This window comes from Streptomyces sp. NPDC101237 (assembly GCF_044767465.1).
GTDB classification, from domain to species: Bacteria; Actinomycetota; Actinomycetes; order Streptomycetales; family Streptomycetaceae; genus Streptomyces; species Streptomyces gramineus.
On the sequence record NZ_JBIWNY010000023.1, the window covers coordinates 130,105 to 149,617 of the forward strand.

Consider the following 19,513-nt stretch of genomic DNA (forward strand, 5'->3'; position numbering starts at 1 on the left):
AACGCTCGTACGGTCCCTTCATGTCCCTCAAGGTGTACGACCTCACCGGACGCACCGCCTTCGTCACCGGGGCCGCCGGCGGCATCGGCCGGGCCTCCGCCGTGCTCCTCGCCGAGGCGGGCGCGACCGTGCACTGCGCCGACCGGGACGCGGACGGCCTGCACGAGACGGCCGCGCTGATCAAGCAGGGCGGCGGCACCGCCCACACGCACACCGTGGACGTCACCGACCGGGGCCGGCTCGGGCAGGCGGTCCGGTCCTGCGAGCGGCTGGACGTCATGGCGGCGATCGCCGGGATCATGCACCGCAGCACGGTGCTGGAGACCACGGACGAGGACCTCGACCGGGTACTGGACGTCAACTTCAAGGGCGTCCTGCACTCCTGCCAGGAGGCGGCGGCCCTGATGATCGACCGGCGGACCGGGGGCAGCATCGTCACCATGGCGTCCGGCGCGATCGACACCGGCGGCCCCGGCCTGCTCTGCTACGGCGCCGCCAAGGCGGCCGTGGTGCAGCTGACCAGAACCCTCGCGAACGAGGTCGGCGGCCGGGGCATCCGCGTCAACGCGGTCGCCCCGGGCTGGATCCGCACCCCCATGACCGAGCGCGACGACGGCGAGGAGCAGCGGCAGACCGAGACGTGGATGGCCCGGATGTCGCCGCTCGGCCGGGTCGGCGAGGCGGCGGACGTGGCACACACCGTGCTGTATCTGGCGTCCGACGCCTCCGCGTTCACGACGGGTCAGATCCTGCGCCCGAACGGAGGGGTCGCGATGCCCTGGTAGCGTCCGTCATCCGCCAGGCCGTCCGCCACCGCCGGGGACCCATGGCCCCGGCCGCCCGTGCCCTCGGCACGCAGTTGACGGGCAGCAGGCTCAGTCCCCATCCCCCGGCGGCCACGGTGCCCTCCAGGGCCCCGGCACCGTCGGCGAAGGTGATCCGCAACACGGCCCACCACCAGAATGCCGCGAGTCCCAGCGCAGCCCCCCAGCGCACTATTCGTCCCACCATGGCCGTCACCTCCAGCCGGACGCTAGAACGCCGCCCGGTGCCCCGGAAAGGCGCACCGAGGGCTCATCGATGCAACGGCCGCGGTTCGGTGTCGGGCCACTGCTACGCGTTCTCCGCCTGGAACATCCAGTGGTGTTTCTCCAGGTCCGCCGTGATCCCGATGAAGATGTCCTGGGAGACCGGATCCGGGTCGGCGGTGGCGGTGACCCGCTCCCGCATCCGGGTGATCACCGCGCCCAGCGCGTCCACCAGGGCGCCCACCGCGTCGGAGTCCTTCACCCAGCCGGCGGGGGCCGTGGCGATGCCACTGCCGGCGGCCACGGTGACCGCTCGCCCGTCCGGTGAAACGCCCAGCGCCGAGGCCCGCTCGGCGACCGTGTCGGAGTGCGTGCGGGCCGTGGCGACGACCTCGTCGAGCTGGAGGTGGACGGTCCGGAAGCGCGGGCCGACCACGTTCCAGTGGATCTGCTTGGCGATCAGCGCCAGGTCCACGAGGTCGACGAGCGCGCCCTGCAGGGCCTCGGCCACGGTCTTCAGGTCCGCGTCGGACAGCGGGCTCTTCACGACGTACATGCGTCACTCCGGTCGGTTCGCCCCCAGTCGGTCACTCCACCATGACCGCACCAGTGGATACCGGCAAATGGACGCACCCCACCGGCAGGCGCACGAAGGCCCCGGCCGCGCCTGACCAGGTCTCCTGGCCGGCCCCGGCCGGGGCCTCGTGCACTTCTCTCGGCGCCGGGCGGGCGCCGCGCCGTTCCCTACGCCCGCGCGGGCGTCACGCGGCGACCACGTCCACTGCCTCGGCGGGCGCCTTGATGGTCACCCGTTCCGGTGGCACACCGGTCACCGAGACGGTACCCAGCATCGGGCGAACCGGCGTGGGAACGGACTCGGTGGACTGGGCCAGCTCGGCGAGGGCGAGTTCGTCGCTCACTTCCCGCATGAGTTCGGACATCCGTACGTCCAGCGCGTCGCAGATGGCGGAGAGCAGCTCGGAGGAAGCCTCCTTCTGCCCCCGCTCCACCTCGGAGAGATAGCCGAGTGAGACTCGGGCGGACGAGGAGACTTCGCGCAGAGTACGGCCCTGGCGCTGGCGCTGCCGACGCAGCACGTCACCCAGCAGGCGACGGAGCAGAATCATCGGTGGCTCCCTCCTCGGACCGCGTAGCCGCATCCTTCACGCCCCACCGTACCGCCTTGCGCCGCGGCCGTGCGGGGAGCGATGTCGTGTTCACTCAGGGCTGCAAACATCAAAACCCCCCGTTCTGTTCCGTATCCTGTGTCCGCTCATTCCCGGTCTGTTCGCCCGCGAGCTCCCTCAGAAGGAGCGCGAGCACGCTCCGTACACTCTCTCTACGAATTTCCGCACGGTCGCCGTTCAACCGCAGGGCCTCCACTTTTCCGCCAGCGGCAGAACCGGAACCTGCTGCGAACGGGCCGTCGACGGCCACGAAGACCGTGCCGACCGGCCGGCCGTCCTGGGGTTCGGGGCCGGCCACCCCGGTGGTCGCGACCCCCCAGTCGGCGCCCAGCGCACGGCGCACTCCGGCCGCCATCTGGGCCGCGACCTGCGGATCCACCGCACCCCGCTGGGCCAGCAGGGTGGCATCGACGCCCAGCACGAGGTGCTTGAGCTCGGTGGCGTAGGCGGTGACGGACCCCCGGAACACCTTGGACGCCCCGGGCACCGCGGTGATCTCCGCGGCCACCAGGCCGCCGGTCAGCGACTCGGCGACAGCCAGGGTCTGCCCCCTCACCGTCAGTAGTCGCACCAGTTCGGCGGCCGTGGAATTCACGCCTGGGTCTCCTCCAGCGCCGCCGCGCGCTCGGCGATTCCCTGCCGCCGCAGCACAATGGCCTGTCTCACGTAGTCGAGGCCGGTCGCCACCGTCAGCACGACGGCCGCGGCCATCACCCAGAACCTCAGGGTCGCCAGCCACCCCGTCAGCGCGAGCACGTACATCCCGACGGCCACGCCCTGGGTGAGGGTCTTGAGCTTGCCGCCGCGGCTGGCCGGGATGACGCCGTAGCGGATGACCAGGAAACGCAGCAGGGTGATGCCGAGTTCCCGGCCGAGGATCACGACCGTCACCCACCAGGGCAGATCCCCCAGCGAGGAGAGACAGATCAGCGCCGCACCCATGATCGCCTTGTCGGCGATGGGGTCGGCGATCTTCCCGAAGTCGGTGACCAGGTCGTAGGTGCGCGCCAGGTGCCCGTCGAACAGGTCGGTGATCATGGCGATGGCGAAAGCGGCCCACGCGAGCGAGCGCCAGGCCGGGTCGTAGCCGCCGCCGGCCAGCATCAGGGCGACGAAGCCGGGGACCAGGACCAGCCGGAGCATGGTCAGCAGATTGGCGACGTTCCAGACGCTCGCCTGGTTGACGGCGGCAGCGGCGATCTTCCCGCCGCGCAGCGGCCGCTCGCCGTCACGGGAACCGGAGTCCCCGGCGTCGTGGTCCGGGACGCCGTCGGCGCCGGTGCCGTGCGGCACGGAGAGGTCCGGAGCGGCACCGGTGGTGGCGGCGGAGCCGCGGGCGCCCTGCGCGCCCGGGGAGCCGCCCGCGGCGGACGCCGGGACTCCGGTCATCTGCCGGCCTCCTCACTCCACTCGGGCGAGCCCTGCAACGGCTCGGCCACCAGGTCGACACCCTCGGTACCGACCACCTTCGCCTCGACGATACGGCCGACGCGCAGTCCCGCGCCGCTCGTGAGCAGCACCTGGCCGTCCGTCTCCGGCGCCTGGTGGGCCGCCCGGCCGTGGACGCCGTCCTCGTCGCCGACGGACTCCACGAGGACGTGCACGGTCTCGCCGACGCGCTCCTCGGCCCGCTGGGAGACGAGTTCCTCGGCGAGCCGGGAGACCCGAGCGAGCCGTTCCGCGACCAGGTCCTCGTCCAGCTTGTTCTCGTACGTCGCGGCCTCGGTGCCCTCCTCGTCGGAGTAGCCGAAGACGCCGATCGCGTCGAGCCGCGCGCCGTTCAGGAAGCGCTCCAGCTCGGCCAGGTCGGACGCGGACTCGCCGGGGAAGCCGACGATGAAGTTGGAGCGGACGCCGGCCTGCGGCGCCTTGGACCTGATGGTGTCCAGCAGCTCCAGGAAGCGGTCGGTGTCGCCGAAGCGGCGCATGGCCCGCAGCACGCCCGGCGCGGAGTGCTGGAAGGACAGGTCGAAGTACGGGACGACCTTCGGGGTGGAGGTCAGGACGTCGATCAGGCCGGGGCGCATCTCGGCCGGCTGGAGGTAGCTGACGCGCACCCGCTCGATGCCGTCGACGTCGGCCAGCTCGGGCAGCAGGGACTCCAGGAGGCGGATGTCGCCGAGGTCCTTGCCGTAGGAGGTGTTGTTCTCGGAGACGAGCATGACCTCCTTCACACCCTGCTCGGCCAGCCACCGGGTCTCGTTCAGCACGTCGCTGGGGCGGCGGGAGATGAAGGAGCCGCGGAAGGAGGGGATGGCGCAGAAGGAGCAGCGCCGGTCGCAGCCGGAGGCGAGCTTGACCGAGGCGACCGGGGAGCCGTCCAGCCGGCGGCGCAGGGGCGCGCGCGGGCCGGAGGCGGGCGCCACGCCTTCGGGCAGGTCGGTCGGGCCGTGCCCGGGCAGTGCCACCTCCGCGGCGGATTCCTGCCGCTCGGCCGGGCTGATGGGCAGCAGCTTGCGCCGGTCGCGCGGGGTGTGCGAGGCGTGGATGCCACCGTTGAGGATGGTCTGCAGCCGGTCGGAGATGTCGGCGTAGTCGTCGAAGCCGAGCACGCCGTCCGCCTCGGGCAGCGCCGTGGCGAGTTCCTTGCCGTACCTTTCGGCCATGCAGCCCACCGCCACCACGGCCTGGGTTCTGCCGTGGCCCTTGAGGTCGTTCGCCTCCAGGAGGGCGTCGACGGAGTCCTTCTTGGCGGCCTCGACGAATCCACAGGTGTTGACGACGGCGACGTCCGCGTCCTCGGCGTCCTCGACGAGCTGCCAGCCGTCCGCCTCCAAACGGCCTGCGAGCTCCTCCGAGTCCACCTCGTTACGGGCGCAGCCGAGAGTGACTAGTGCGACGGTACGGCGTTCAGGCATGGGCTCAAGACTACTTCGTCTCACCGACAGCCCACGTCGAAGGGGCTGGCCGATCATGGCCAACCCCTTGGATGCGCGCTTAATCCGAACGATTATCCGACTTCCGGGTCGCCCTTGGTGTAGGTCAGGCGCTCCACGGCTCCGGGCTGGAACTGGTCCTCGATCTTCTTGCCGTTGACGTAGAGCTGGATGGCGCCGGCGTCGCCGAGGATCAGGTTGATCTTGGTGCTGTCCTGGAAGGTCTTGGACTCGCCCTTCTTCAGCAGCCCGTCGAACAGCATCCGGCCGTTGTGGTCCTTGGCAGAGATCCAGCTGCGTCCGTTCGCCGCACTGACCTGGACGGTGACCTTGTCCTGGGGCGCGGCGGCGATCGCGCTGTCGGAGGGCGCGGGAGCCTTGTCGGGCTTGCTTTCCTTCGGGGTCGGCGAGGCGGCCTCGCTGGTCGGCGGGGTGGCACCCTCGGCGACCGACTGCTTGGCGTCGTCGCCGCCGCCCTTGAAGGCGGTGAAGCCGACGAAACCGATCACGACCACGATCGCGGCGACCATGGCCGCCGTCCAGTTGGGTCCGCGACGCTCGGGGCGGATACGTTCCGCCTCGAACAGCGGGGCGGCGGGCGTCGGCGCGGGCCGCCCGCCACCGTGTTCGGCGGCGAACTGCGCCAGCAGCGGTTCGGGGTCGAGGCCGACGGCCTTGGCGAGGGTCCTGATGTGCCCGCGGGCGTACACGTCACCACCGCAGGGCGCGAAGTCGTCGGCCTCGATGGCGTGCACGATGCCGATACGGACCCGGGTGCTCCCGCTGATCTCGTCGACGGTCAGCCCGGCGGCGATACGGGCCTGCTTGAGGGCTCGGCCTACGGAGGAACGCTTTTCCTCGGACACGTCTGGGAACGGAGGCTCGTCTTCAGGGGAGTTGCTGCCGATGGACACGGGGGCGCCTTTCGAGCGTGTAGCCACCTGTGCTGAAAGTTCAGTCTATGGGGGGTACGAAAGGGTGGGGCAACCGGGCGGTGGGACTTTGTACGCCATCGGTATGGCCGGCCATCCCGATGACGGGTCAGGTGTGCGCCCCGGGGTGGGGTGCCCACCTTTCCTCTCGCTCAACTTGACGTACGTCACAGGGAAACGGTTGCCCGGCGGTCTCTAACGAGTGGATCACGACCTGCCTCCACTCGGCCTACAGGCGCCCGAAGCCCTGAGAGACACCTACCCCTCAGACTCCCCGCGGATCACAGCAAGCACTCCGTCCAGCTCATCGGGTTTCACCAGAACGTCGCGCGCCTTGGACCCCTCGCTGGGCCCGACCACCCCGCGCGACTCCATCAGGTCCATGAGCCGGCCCGCCTTCGCGAAGCCCACCCGCAGCTTGCGCTGGAGCATGGAGGTGGAGCCGAACTGCGTGGAGACGACCAGCTCGGCCGCCTGGCACAGCAGGTCGAGGTCGTCGCCGATGTCCTCGTCGATCTCCTTCTTCTGCTTGGTGCCCACGACGACGTCCTCACGGAAGACCGGCGTCATCTGGTCCTTGCAGTGCTGGACGATCACGGCGACCTCCTCCTCGGTGACGAAGGCGCCCTGCATACGGGTCGGCTTGTTCGCCCCCATCGGAAGAAAGAGGCCGTCGCCCTTGCCGATGAGCTTCTCGGCGCCGGGCTGGTCGAGGATGACGCGGCTGTCGGCGAGCGAGGAGGTCGCGAAGGCGAGCCGGGAGGGCACGTTCGCCTTGATGAGGCCGGTGACGACGTCGACCGACGGCCGCTGGGTGGCGAGCACCAGGTGGATGCCGGCCGCACGGGCGAGCTGCGTGATGCGCACGATCGAGTCCTCGACGTCACGCGGGGCGACCATCATCAGGTCGGCGAGCTCGTCGACGATCACCAGCAGGTACGGGTACGCCTGGAGCTCGCGCTCGCTGCCCTCGGGCGTCTTGAGCTTGCCGCTGCGCACCGCCTCGTTGAAGTCGTCGATGTGCCGGTAGCCGAAGGCGGCCAGGTCGTCGTAGCGCAGGTCCATCTCGCGCACGACCCACTGCAGCGCCTCTGCGGCCCGCTTCGGATTGGTGATGATCGGCGTGATCAGGTGCGGGATGCCCTCGTAGGCGGTCAGCTCGACGCGCTTGGGGTCGACCAGGACCATCCGGACGTCCTCCGGGGTCGCCCGCATCATGACCGAGGTGATCAGGCAGTTGATGCAGGAGGACTTGCCGGAGCCGGTGGCGCCCGCGACGAGCATGTGCGGCATCTTCGCCAGCGAGTGCATGACGTAGCCGCCCTCGACGTCCTTGCCGAAGGCGACCAGCATCGGGTCGTCGTCCTCGGCGGACTCGGCGAGCCGCAGCACGTCACCGAGGTTGACCATCTCGCGGTCGGTGTTGGGGATCTCGATGCCGACCGCGGACTTGCCGGGGATCGGGCTGATGATCCGCACGTCCGGGCTGGCGACGGCGTACGCGATGTTCTTGGTGAGGGCGGTGATCCGCTCGACCTTCACGGCGGGGCCGAGCTCGACCTCGTAGCGGGTGACCGTCGGGCCGCGGGTGAAGCCGGTGACCCGCGCGTCGACCTTGAACTCGGAGAACACGTTGGAGAGGGAGGCGACGACCTTGTCGTTGGCCTCGCTGCGGGACTTGCCGGGCCCGCCCCGGGTGAGCAGGTCCAGGGAGGGCAGCGCGTAGGTGATGTCACCGGCCAGCTGGAGCTGCTCGGCGCGCGGCGGCAGGTCGCGGGGCTCCGCGGGGGCCGGCTTGGTCAGGTCGGCTACGACCGGGCCGGTGCCGAGCTTCTCCTGCTTCGGCCGCGCGGCCGGGACCGGACTCGGGGCCGCGGCAGGGGCGGGGGCCTGGTTCGCGGCCGGGACCGGACCGGGGGCCGGGGCCGGCAGGGGCGTGGGGGTGGTGTCCTCACGGTCGCCGACGCCGACGCCCTGGGTGAGGTCGGCGACGAGCGGCGAGGGCGGCATGCCGTGCATGACCGCGCCGTCGAGCGCGGCGGCGGCCGCTGCGGCGACGTCCACGGCGTCCATCCGACGGCCCATCTCGGGCTGCGGCACGGCGGAGCGCCGCGGCCGGCCCCGCCGCTTGGCGAGGGCGTCCTGCTCGGCGACGTCCGGGTCGTAGTCCTGGGGGGCGGCGGAGCGCCTGCGGGAGCGGGCGGGCAGCGACTGGCGCCACTGCTCGTCGTAGCGCTCGTCGTCGGTGGGCTCGCCGTATTCGTCGTACTCGTCGGGTTCGGGGTCGTGCAGCAGCCCGAGGCGGACGCCGAGCGCGCGCAGCCGCTGCGGGATGGCGTTCACCGGGGTCGCGGTGACGACGAGCAGCCCGAAGACCGTCAGCAGCACCAGCAGCGGTACCGCGAGGACCTCGGTCATGGTGTACGTCAGCGGGGTGGCCACCGCCCAGCCGATCAGGCCGCCGGCGTCCCTTATGCCCTGCATGCCGTCGCTGCGGGCCGGTGCGCCGCAGGCGATGTGGACCTGGCCGAGCACGCCGATGACGAGCGCGGACAGGCCGATCACGATCCGCCCGTTGGCCTCGGGCTGCTCCGGGTGGCGCATGAACCGTACGGCGACCATCGCGAGCAGTATCGGCACCAGCAGGTCGAGGCGGCCGAAGGCGCCGGTGACCAGGATCTCCACCAGGTCGCCCACCGGACCGCGCAGGTCGGCCCAGGTGCCGGCGGCGACGATCAGGGCCATGCCCAGCAGCAGCAGGGCGACGCCGTCCTTGCGGTGGGCCGGGTCCAGGTTCCTGGCTCCCTGCCCTATGCCGCGGAAGAGGGCGCCGACGGTGTGCGCGACACCGAGCCAGACGGCGCGCACGAGGCGGTACACGCCCCCTGTCGGGCTGGGCGCCGGCCTGGGCGGGGGCGCGGACTTCTTCACCGCGACCCTCTTGGCGGGCGCCTTCTTGGCCGGAACCTTCTTCGCTACGGCCTTTTTCGCCGGAGCCTTCGAGGCAGCGGCCTTCTTCGGGGGCTGCTTCTTGGCTGCCGAGGGACGTGAGGCCATGGGTGTGAGGTTACCGGGGGATGCGACAGCGGACACGTGTGCCCACTGCTTCACCCGTTCGTGTCGCCCTTGCGGGGGCCAGGAACTGACGCGCTCTCATGAGCAACTGCGCCCGCTGTCGCGGTCAGTTCTGCGAGGTGAGCGGCGGGGCTCCGCCGGCCGTGCCCGGTTCGAGAGCGTCCAGCGCCCGGCGCAGGCCGGTGAGTTTGCGCTCCAGATGGGCCGCCGTGGCCACCGCGGCCGCGTCCGCGGACTCGTCGTCCAGCTGCTTGGACAGCGCCTCGGCCTGCTCCTCCACGGCCGCGAGCCGCGCCGACAGCTCGGCCAGCAGTCCGGCGGACTCCTTGCCGGCGACCGCGCCCTTGCCGCCGCCCTCCAACTGGAGCCGGAGCAGCGCCGCCTGCTCACGGAGCTGGCAGTTCTTCATGTACAGCTCGACGAAGACCGAGACCTTGGCGCGCAGCACCCACGGGTCGAACGGCTTGGAGATGTAGTCCACCGCGCCGGCCGCGTAGCCCCGGAAGGTGTGGTGCGGGCCGTGGTTGATCGCGGTGAGGAAGATGATCGGGATGTCCCGGGTCCGCTCCCGCCGCTTGATGTGCGCCGCGGTTTCGAAACCGTCCATGCCCGGCATCTGGACGTCCAGCAGAATGACCGCGAAGTCGTCCGTGAGCAGTGCCTTGAGCGCTTCCTCCCCGGACGATGCCCGCACCAGTGTCTGATCGAGCGCAGAGAGGATGGCCTCCAGCGCCAGCAGATTCTCCGGCCGGTCATCGACCAGGAGGATCTTGGCCTTCTGCACCATGGCCCGCCCTCCTCGCCCCGGATGTGCACCGGGCGCCGCCCCAGGGGACGACTCCCTTTCGCCGCCCGTCCTTGTGCCGGTCATGGTAGCCGCACCCCGCCTGTCGCCACACCCTGTCACCGTGATGTCACTGTGCACGTAGCGGAAACGCAGCCGGAGACCAGAAGGTTCCCCCGATCCCGCACTTCTACACGGGCTCCACGGCCTTCCGTCGGCAACTCCCCGTGCGCACGGAAGGTTCCCGAAACGTTCACATCGGATCGAGCCCCTCCGCTCACTCCGCGCGCATCCACTTGTCCATCACCGCCAGCAGGTGATCGGGGTCGACCGGCTTGGTGACGTAGTCGGAGGCGCCGGACTCGATCGCCTTCTCCCGGTCGCCCTTCATCGCCTTCGCGGTCAGCGCGATGATCGGCAGCCCGGCGAACTGCGGCATCCTGCGGATCGCCGTGGTCGTCGCGTAGCCGTCCATCTCCGGCATCATGATGTCCATCAGGACGACCGCGACGTCGTCGTGCTGCTCCAGCACCTCGATTCCCTCTCGGCCGTTCTCGGCGTACAGCACCGACAGGCCGTGCTGCTCCAGGACGCTGGTGAGCGCGAAGACGTTGCGGATGTCGTCGTCGACGATCAGCACCTTCTCCCCGGCGAACCGCACGCCCCGGCGCGGCGCCGGAGCCGTCGCCTCCTGCTCGGCCAGCACGGGCCAGGACTCGGCGATCTGCGGAGCGCCCCGGCGGCGGCGCCGGAAGAGCGCCGCGGGCCCGTTCTGGGTCTCCTGGTACGACTTCACCTCGGCCGGCGTCTCGATCTCCACGCCGGACAGCTCCGAGCCGTGGTTCTGCGAGGCGACCAGGTCCCCGGCCTCCAGCGCGGGCACGGACTGCTGGTAGCCCTGCGGCGGCAGCTCGCTGGGGTGCAGCGGCAGGTACAGGGTGAACGTCGAACCGCGGCCGGGCTCGCTCTGCGCGTGGATCTCGCCGCCGAGCAGCTGCGCGATCTCCCGCGAGATCGACAGCCCGAGACCGGTACCGCCGTACTTGCGGCTGGTCGTGCCGTCGGCCTGCTTGAACGCCTCGAAGATGACCCGCATCTTGCTGGCCGCGATGCCGATCCCGGTGTCGGTCACCGAGAACGCGATCAGCGGCTCGTCCGGATCGCCGAGGGAGCCGGCCTCCAGGAGCTGTTCCCTGATCCCGGCCGGGACGTCGCCCGCGGCCGGCCGGATGACCAGCTCCACCGACCCGGAGTCGGTGAACTTCACCGCGTTGGACAGCAGGTTGCGCAGCACCTGCAGGAGCCGCTGTTCGTCGGTGTGCAGGGTGGCGGGCAGCTCCGGGGAGACCCGCACCGACAGGTCCAGGCCCTTCTCCGCGGTCAGCGGCCGGAAGGTGGCCTCCACGTAGTCCACCAGCTGCACGAGCGCGATCCGCGTCGGCGAGACGTCCATCTTGCCCGCCTCGACCTTCGACAGGTCGAGGATGTCGTTGATCAGCTGGAGCAGGTCGGAACCGGCGCCGTGGATGGTCTCGGCGAACTCCACCTGCTTCGGGGACAGGTTGCCCTCGGCGTTGTCGGCGAGCAGCTTGGCCAGGATCAGCAGCGAGTTGAGCGGGGTGCGCAGCTCGTGCGACATGTTGGCGAGGAACTCGCTCTTGTACCGCATGGAGACGGCCAGTTGTTCGGCGCGTTCCTCCAGGACCTGCCTGGCCTCCTCGATCTCGGTGTTCTTCACCTCGATGTCACGGTTCTGCTGGGCCAGCAGCTCGGCCTTCTCCTCCAGTTCGGCGTTGGACGCCTGGAGGGCCTTCTGCCGGTTCTCCAGCTCCGCGGACCGCTCCCGCAGCTGCTCGGTCAGCTCCTGGGACTGCTTCAGCAGCACCTCGGTCTTGGTGTTCACCGAGATGGTGTTGACGCTGGTCGCGATCATCTCGGCGATCTGGTTGAGGAAGTCCTTCTGGATCTGCGTGAACGGCGTGAACGACGCCAGTTCGATCACGCCGAGCACGTTGCCCTCGAAGAGCACCGGCAGCACGATCACCTGCGCCGGCGGTGCCTCGCCGAGCCCGGAGGAGATCTTCAGATAGCCCGTCGGCGCCTTCTCCACCAGGATCGTGCGCTTCTCCTTGGCGGCGGTGCCGATCAGCGCCTCACCGGGCCGGAACGACGACGGCATGGAGCCCATCGAGTAGCCGTACGACCCCTGCATGCGCAGTTCGTAGGCGTCCTCGGTCTCGTCGCCCAGCTCCTTGCCGTCCACCAGCGGCATCGCCATGAAGAACGCGCCGTGCTGCGCGGTGACCACCGGCGTCAGCTCGCTCATGATCAGCGACGCCACGTCCGCGAGGTCCCGGCGGCCCTGCATCAGCGCCGAGATGCGCGCCAGGTTGCCCTTGAGCCAGTCCTGCTCCTGGTTGGCGACCGTGGTGTCACGCAGGTTGGCGATCATCTTGTTGATGTAGTCCTGCAGTTCCTGGATCTCGCCGGAGGCGTCCACGTCGATCTTCAGGTTCAGGTCGCCGCGGGTCACCGCGGTCGCCACGCGCGCGATGGCGCGCACCTGCCGGGTCAGGTTCCCGGCCATCTCGTTCACGGACTCGGTGAGGTCCCGCCAGGTGCCGTCGACGTCACGCACGCGTGCCTGACCGCCCAGCTGCCCCTCGGTGCCCACCTCGCGGGCCACGCGCGTGACCTCCTCGGCGAAGCTGGACAGCTGGTCGACCATGGTGTTGATGGTCGTCTTGAGTTCGAGGATCTCGCCGCGCGCGTCGATGTCGATCTTCTTGGTCAGGTCGCCCTTGGCGATGGCCGTGGTGACCATCGCGATGTTGCGCACCTGGCCGGTCAGGTTGGACGCCATCCCGTTCACCGACTCGGTGAGGTCCTTCCACGTACCCGCCACGCCCGGCACGTACGCCTGACCGCCGAGGATGCCGTCCGTGCCCACCTCGCGGGCCACCTTGGTGACCTGGTCGGCGAACGAACTCAGCGTCTTGACCATCGTGTTGATGGTGTCGGCGAGCTGGGCCACCTCACCGCTCGCCTCGATGGTGACCTGCCGGGTCAGGTCGCCGTTGGCCACCGCCGCCGACACCTGGGAGATGTTCCGCACCTGCATGGTCAGGTTGTTGGCCATCAGGTTCACGTTGTTGCTGAGGTCCTTCCAGATGCCCGTGACACCCGGAACGTGCGCCTGGCCGCCCAGGATGCCCTCGGTGCCCACCTCACGGGCCACCCGGGTCACCTGCTCGGCGAAACTGGACAGCTGGTCGACCATCGTGTTGACGGTCGTGACGAGTTCGAGGATCTCGCCCTTGGCGTCGACGGTGATCTTCTTCGACAGGTCGCCCTTGGCCACCGCGGTCGTGACCTCGGCGATGTTGCGGACCTGGATGGTCAGGTTGTTCGCCATGAAGTTCACGGACTGGGTGAGGTCCTTCCAGGTGCCCGCCACCCCCTGCACCTCGGCCTGGCCGCCCAGGATGCCCTCGGTGCCCACCTCGCGCGCCACGCGGGTGACCTCCTGGGCGAACGAGGACAGCTGGTCGACCATCGTGTTCAGGGTGTTCTTGAGCTCCTGGATCTCACCCCGCGCGTCCACCGTGATCTTCTGCGAGAGGTCGCCCCGGGCCACCGCGGTGGCCACCTGGGCGATGTTGCGCACCTGGGCGGTGAGGTTGCCGGCCATGCCGTTCACCGAGTCCGTCAGGTCCCGCCACACGCCGGCCACGCCCGGCACCTGCGCCTGCCCGCCGAGCCGCCCCTCCGTGCCCACCTCGCGGGCCACCTTGGTGACCTGGTCGGCGAAGGCGGAGAGCTGGTCGACCATCGTGTTGATCGTGCTCTTCAGTTCGAGGATCTCACCGCGCGCGTCGACGTCGATCTTCTGCGACAGGTCGCCCCGTGCCACCGCCGTCGTCACCTGGGCGATCTGGCGCACCTGCGAGGTGAGGTTGCCCGCCATGAAGTTGACGGAGTCCGTCAGCTCCTTCCAGGTGCCCGAGACGCCGTCCACGCGGGCCTGGCCGCCCAGGCGGCCCTCCGTGCCCACGTCCCTGGCCATCCGCGTCACCTGGTCGGCGAAGCTGGAGAGCTGGTCCACCATCGTGTTCACGGTGTTCTTCAGCTGGAGCATCTCGCCGGAGACGTCGACCGTGACCTTCTGCGAGAGGTCGCCGTTGGCCACCGCCGTCGTCACCTGGGCGATGTTGCGCACCTGACCGGTGAGGTTGCGGAACGCGGTGTTGACGGAGTCGGTCAGGTCCTTCCAGGTGCCCGCCGCCCCGGCCACCTGCGCCTGGCCGCCCAGCTCACCCTCGACACCGATCTCCCGGGCCACCCGGGTGACCTCGGCACCGAACGACGACAGCTGGTCGACCATGCCGTTGACGGTGTTCTTCAGCTCCAGCATCTCGCCGGCCACGTCCACGGTGACCTTCTGCGAGAGGTCACCGTTGGCCACCGCCGTCGTCACCGCGGCGATGTCCCGTACCTGGGTGGTGAGGTTGCGGAAGACCGTGTTGACGGAGTCGGTCAGATCCTTCCAGGTGCCCGCCGCGCCCGGCACGTTCGCCTGCCCGCCGAGCTGTCCCTCGGCACCGACCTCGTTGGCCACGCGCGTGACCTCGTCCGCGAAGATCCGCAGCGTCTCGGTCATCTGGTTGATCGTCTCGGCGAGCTGCGCGACCTCACCGCGGGCCGGGACGGTCACCTTGCGCGAGAGGTCACCGCTGGCGACCGCGGTGGTCACCTCGGAGATCCCGCGCACCTGGGCCGTCAGATTGCCGGCCATGGTGTTGACGGAGTCGGTGAGCTCCTTCCAGGTGCCGGCGACCCCGGGCACGTTCGCCTGGCCGCCCAGGATGCCGTCGGTGCCCACCTCACGGGCGACCCGGGTCACCTCGGAGGAGAACGCCGACAGCTGGTCGACCATCGTGTTGACGGTCTCCTTCAGCTCCAGCATCTCGCCGGCGACCTGGACGGTGACCTTCCGCGACAGATCGCCCTTGGCGACCGCGGTCGTCACCAGCGCGATGTCCCGCACCTGGGCCGTCAGCCGGTACGCCATCGTGTTGACCGAGTCCGTGAGGTCCCGCCACGAACCCGACATACCGCGCACCCGGGCCTGACCGCCCAGCTTGCCCTCGGTGCCCACCTCGCTGGCCACGCGGGTGACCTCGTCGGTGAACGTCGACAACTGGTCCACCAGGTTGTTGACGGTCCTGCCGATCTTCAGGAACTCACCGCGCAGCGGGTGCCCGGCCCCGTCCGCCGACGGCGAGCGCAGATCCATCCGCGGCGACAGGTCGCCCTCGGCGACCGCCGTCAGGACCCGGCCCACCTCGGAGACCGGCCGCACGAGGTCCTCGACCAAGGCGTTGGAGTTGTCCACGGCGGTCGCCCAGGAGCCCTCGCAGGCACCCGTCTCCAGCCGCTCCGTGAGTTTTCCCTCACGCCCGACGACCCGGCGCACCCGCGACAGCTCCCCCGTGAGGTGGAGATTGCGGTCGGCGACCTCGTTGAAGACCGCCGCGATCTCCGACATCATGCCGTCGCCGGAGACCGTGAGCCGCTTGCGGAAGTTCCCGTCCCGCATCGCCGTCAGAGCCACCAGCAGCCGGTCCAGGGCGGCGGAGTCCACCTCCGTGGTCCCGCCACCGCCCCGCCGCCTGCTCAGGGACTGTCCGCTCTTCGCGCGCGCCTTAGTGCTCCGCGTCGCTGCGCCAGACTCCACTGTGTCCCTCCCGCAGGGGTCGACCTTCACCACTGTGCCCGTACCACTGTGCTCGGATGCCGCCGTGGCCGGCTTGCCGCTGACATCGGCGTACCCGTTACTACTGGGTAGTTCTGCCAGATCGGATCCGGCCGCACCAGGGGCTGCTGCCCGCCGCGGCCGCGGCGCACTCAGCCTGCCCGTACCTTCATCAGAAGCTTGCCCAGTGTTTCACCCCGGCCGAACCAGGCCATAACAGTTCGGCAGCTTCGCACATCGTCCGCACACCCTGGGGGCGTAAACACCGGCGACCGGCATCCGCTCGGACGGCGAAGGTAAGTAACCTTGCATGCGGCTGTCCAGCCGCGCCGGTTTCGTTCGGCCTGGGCGGTGGCACGAGACCGAGCGGGCATTCGGAGGGGCGGCCGCAGACCATGACCACCGGAGTGATCCCCGGGGGACACAACCCGGAGCCACGGCCGACGGGCGAGCGGATGCCGCAGCAGCGGCACGAGCCGGCCGGCCAGGGAAGTCCGCATGTCGAGACCCGGTCGAGGAGTTCTGTGATCACCGCGCGCGCGGCCGCCAGCTTCGAGCCCGTCGGGCGATCGGTCGCGAGCGCGCGGGCCTTCGTCCGCGACACGCTCCAGGGCTGGGGCTTCGCCGACGTCGTCGACGACGCGGTGGTCCTCACCAGCGAACTGGTGACCAACGCGGTGGTGCACGCGGGCACCCACGCCGACGTCCTGTGCCTGCGCGCGGAGGACGGGGTGCGCATCGAGGTCGCCGACCGCTACCCGGAACGCGAGGTCCCGCTCCAGGGCTCCGCCGTCAACATGGGCAGCCCCGACCGCGAGGGCGGCCGCGGCCTCCAGCTGTGCGCGGCCCTCGCCGCCCGCTGGGGTGTCGAGTACACGTCGACGTACAAGAACGTCTGGTTCCAGCTCGACCTTCCCGAGCGCCCGGTGGGCACCCGCGCGGCCGGCCCGTCCCTCCCGGCTGACCTGCTGCCCCTCGCCGACGGCCGGGTCCGCGTCGCGGTCGTCCAGATCGACCGCAAGGGCTCCATCACGGCCTGGAACGAGGACGCCGAGGAGATCTTCGGCCACACCTCCACCGAGGTCACCGGCAAGCCGCTGACCGACCTCGCGGCCTGGCCGCACACCCCGGGCACCGGCACCGGCGTCGCCGAGGCCTTGCAACTCTCCCGCTGGGAGGGCAGTTACGGCATCCGCGGCGCCGACGGCCGCGTCACGCCCGTCTACGCCTCGCACCTGAGGGTCCGCGACACCGGCGGCGAGCCCTCCACCGTCTGCCTGCTGGTGCGCGACCACGAACGCGCGGTCCTGCAGACCCCCCTGCGGGTGCCCGCCACCGACGGCGGCGGCGCCCAGGACGGCCAGAACGCCGACCCCTTCGAGGTGTTCATCGGCTCACCGGCCCCCGACGACCTCGACGGCCTGCTCCAGCGCACGGTCGAGCGCGCCCGCGACATGCTCGACGGCGACTCCGCCTTCCTGCTCCTGGCGACCGACGACGAGACGGAGCTGGAGGTCCGCGCCTCCACCGGCCTGCCGTCCGCCCGCCAGCGCTTCGCGCGCGTGCCCGTCGAGGCCGGCCCCGGACGCTACGGATCGGCCCGGATGCCGGCCGTCCACGACGACCTGACGGCCGTTCCGGGCGCGGTCCCGCTGCTGGGCGGCACCGGCATGCGCTCGGTCGTCACGGTCCCGCTGAAGGTGGAGGGACGGCTGACGGGCTCGCTGGGCGTCGCCGCCGAGTCCCCGGGCAGATACTCCAACGAGGAGGCGCTGCGCCTCCAGTTCGCGGCCGACCGCATCGCCCTGGCCGTCGAGTCGGCCCGCCTCGGCGAGCTGGAGCGGCTGCGCCGCGGCTCCCTCAGCTTCCTGGTCGAGGCCTCCGACCTGCTCGCCGGCACCCTGGACCGCGACCAGACCCTCGCGCTGATGGCGCAGATGACGGTCCCGACCCTGGCCACCTGGTGCGCGGTCTACACGATCGCCGACCAGGCCTCCGAGCCGTACCTGTCGTACGTCCTGCACGAGGACGAGGAACTCATCGACGGCATCAAGTCGTTGCTCGCCAAGGTGCCCCCGCCGGACCCGGTGCCCACGCCGGGCGCCCGCGTCTGGACGGCCCCCGGCGAACACGCCCACCAGGCCGCCCTGCGCAGTTCCATGCGCAGCCTCGGCCTGACCGGCGGTCCCGCCCGCCAGGTCTCCTCCGCCATCGGCCCGACCCTCGCCACCGCCTCGGCCGTCGGCGGCGAGATCGTCGTCCTGCCCCTGGTCGCCCGCAACCGCGTCATCGGCATGCTCACCCTGGGCAAGCCCACCGACGAGCACTTCCGCCAGGAGATCCTGGAACTGGCCGAGGACCTGTCCCGCCGGGCCGCCCTGGCCCTGGACAACGCCCGCCTGTACTCGGAGCGCACGGCCATCAGCCAGGCCCTCCAGCGCAGTCTGCTGCCTCCGGGCACCCCGCACATCGAGGGCGTCGAGGTCGAGGTCATCTACCGCGCGGCCGGCGAGGGCAACGAGGTCGGCGGCGACTTCTACGACGTCTTCCCCATCTCCGACGGCGCGTACGGCTTCGCCATCGGCGACGTCTGCGGCACGGGCCCCAACGCGGCGGCCGTGACGGGCCTGGCGCGGCACGCGCTGCGTCTGCTGGCCCGCGAGGGACTCAGCGGCCCGGCGGTCCTGGAGCGTCTCAACTCGGCCATCCTGGACGAGGGCGCCCGCAGCCGCTTCCTGACCCTCCTGTACGGCGAGATGCGTCCGCAGGCGGACGGCAGCGCGGAGATGAAGGTGGTGTGCGCCGGCCATCCCCTGCCGTTGCGCCTGCGCCAGGACGGCACGGTGGAGGCCGCCGCCGACCCCCAGCCGCTGCTCGGTGTGATCGAGGACCTGGAGCTCTACGAACAGACGGTCACCCTCGACCCCGGTGACGTCCTGCTGTGCGTCACGGACGGCGTGACCGAACGCCGGGAGGGCACGCGCATGCTCGGCGACGACGGCCTCGCGGACGTCCTCACGACCTGCACGGGCCTGACGGCCGGCGCGGTCGCCGCGCGCATCATGCGCGCGGTGGAGCGCTTCGCGTCCGACGCGCCGTCGGACGACATGGCGATCCTCGCGATGCGGGTTCCCGGCCTGCAGAACGACTGAGCGTCCGGGGGCACGGGGCTCCCGCGCGCCGGCTCCGCCCGAGGAGTCGGCGCGCAGGGGGCTGCCCGAAGGAGTGGGCGACACCCCCCCAATTCTGGATCACCCATTCAAGATTTCCTGCTACGCTCACTTCACCGGCGGCCCGGACCGCCGGAACATCGACCACTCCCGCCGCGCACAGATTATGTATTGATCATTCCAGAAAGGGACTGTCATGGAACTGCACCTCAAGGGCAAGGTCGCCGTCGTCACCGGAGCCAGCAAGGGCATCGGCCTGGCCGTCGTGGAGGGCCTGGTCCGCGAGGGCGCCAAGGTCGTGGCCGGCAGCCGTACGTCGACCCCCGAGCTGGACGCCCTGGCCGCCGGGCACGACGTCACCGTCGTGGCCGTCGACCTGTCCACCCCCGAGGGCCCCGAGGCCCTGGTCCGTGCGGCCGTGGAGCGTCACGGCCGGATCGACGTCCTGGTCAACAACGTGGGCGCCACCAAGCCGCGCGAGTCGTTCCTGAAGGTGAGCGACGAGGACTGGCTGAACGTCTTCGGCCTGACCTTCTTCAGCGCCGTCCGTGCCAGCCGCGCCGCGCTGCCGCACCTGATCGCCGCGGGCGACGCCGCCATCGTCAACATCAGCTCGATCAACGCCCGGCTGCCCTTCCCGATGGTCGTCGACTACTCCGCGGCCAAGGCCGCGCTCACCAACCTCAACAAGGCCCTCTCCGAGGAG

Annotated in this window: 12 protein-coding genes; 3 read left to right on the top strand and 9 right to left on the bottom strand. The window is 70.7% G+C overall.

The features are described 5' to 3' along the window. Nucleotides 1-20: 20 nt before the first annotated feature. Nucleotides 21-785, top strand: a complete 765-nt coding sequence (locus ACIRQ9_RS30225; protein WP_404180365.1) for an SDR family NAD(P)-dependent oxidoreductase — start codon at nt 21-23, stop codon at nt 783-785. A 328-nt stretch (nt 786-1,113) separates the two neighbouring features. On the opposite strand, the gene ACIRQ9_RS30230 is transcribed toward ACIRQ9_RS30225, so the two are convergent. From ACIRQ9_RS30230 to ACIRQ9_RS30270, 9 genes are all read right to left on the bottom strand, one after another. Continuing rightward, nucleotides 1,114-1,584, bottom strand: a complete 471-nt coding sequence (locus ACIRQ9_RS30230) for a DNA starvation/stationary phase protection protein (RefSeq protein WP_362644339.1) — start codon at nt 1,582-1,584, stop codon at nt 1,114-1,116. A 205-nt stretch (nt 1,585-1,789) separates the two neighbouring features. Then, nucleotides 1,790-2,155 (bottom strand): helix-turn-helix domain-containing protein, encoded by a 366-nt coding sequence (locus ACIRQ9_RS30235; protein WP_404180369.1) that lies wholly within the window; start codon nt 2,153-2,155, stop codon nt 1,790-1,792. 109 nt (nt 2,156-2,264) lie between these two features. Beyond that, the gene (locus ACIRQ9_RS30240; RefSeq protein ID WP_404180373.1) at nt 2,265-2,810 is read right to left on the bottom strand and encodes a CinA family protein; all 546 of its coding nucleotides are present in this window, start codon (nt 2,808-2,810) and stop codon (nt 2,265-2,267) included. Next, nucleotides 2,807-3,604, bottom strand: a complete 798-nt coding sequence (gene pgsA, locus ACIRQ9_RS30245) for a CDP-diacylglycerol--glycerol-3-phosphate 3-phosphatidyltransferase (protein ID WP_404180377.1) — start codon at nt 3,602-3,604, stop codon at nt 2,807-2,809. The genes ACIRQ9_RS30240 and pgsA overlap by 4 nt, the downstream gene beginning before the upstream one ends. Continuing rightward, nucleotides 3,601-5,073 (bottom strand): 30S ribosomal protein S12 methylthiotransferase RimO, encoded by a 1,473-nt coding sequence (rimO, locus tag ACIRQ9_RS30250; RefSeq protein ID WP_404180380.1) that lies wholly within the window; start codon nt 5,071-5,073, stop codon nt 3,601-3,603. Before rimO ends, pgsA begins: the two co-directional genes overlap by 4 nt. A 92-nt stretch (nt 5,074-5,165) precedes the next feature. Beyond that, nucleotides 5,166-6,005, bottom strand: coding sequence for a helix-turn-helix domain-containing protein (locus ACIRQ9_RS30255; RefSeq protein WP_404180383.1), 840 nt, complete (start codon nt 6,003-6,005; stop codon nt 5,166-5,168). A gap of 276 nt (nt 6,006-6,281) precedes the next feature. Further along, the gene (locus ACIRQ9_RS30260; protein ID WP_404180386.1) at nt 6,282-9,080 is read right to left on the bottom strand and encodes a DNA translocase FtsK; all 2,799 of its coding nucleotides are present in this window, start codon (nt 9,078-9,080) and stop codon (nt 6,282-6,284) included. A gap of 124 nt (nt 9,081-9,204) precedes the next feature. Continuing rightward, nucleotides 9,205-9,885, bottom strand: a complete 681-nt coding sequence (locus ACIRQ9_RS30265) for a two-component system response regulator (RefSeq protein WP_404180389.1) — start codon at nt 9,883-9,885, stop codon at nt 9,205-9,207. A 274-nt stretch (nt 9,886-10,159) separates the two neighbouring features. Continuing rightward, complete coding sequence (locus ACIRQ9_RS30270) at nt 10,160-15,619, bottom strand: HAMP domain-containing protein (RefSeq protein ID WP_404180392.1); 5,460 nt, start codon at nt 15,617-15,619, stop codon at nt 10,160-10,162. Nucleotides 15,620-16,032: 413 nt separating this feature from the next. Between ACIRQ9_RS30270 and ACIRQ9_RS30275 the strand changes: the two genes are divergently transcribed. Together ACIRQ9_RS30275 and ACIRQ9_RS30280 are read left to right on the top strand one after the other, a co-directional pair. Continuing rightward, the gene (locus tag ACIRQ9_RS30275; protein ID WP_404180395.1) at nt 16,033-18,789 is read left to right on the top strand and encodes a SpoIIE family protein phosphatase; all 2,757 of its coding nucleotides are present in this window, start codon (nt 16,033-16,035) and stop codon (nt 18,787-18,789) included. 214 nt (nt 18,790-19,003) lie between these two features. After that, on the top strand, nt 19,004-19,513 hold a 510-nt coding region (locus tag ACIRQ9_RS30280), incomplete at its 3' end, for an SDR family NAD(P)-dependent oxidoreductase (RefSeq protein ID WP_404180398.1).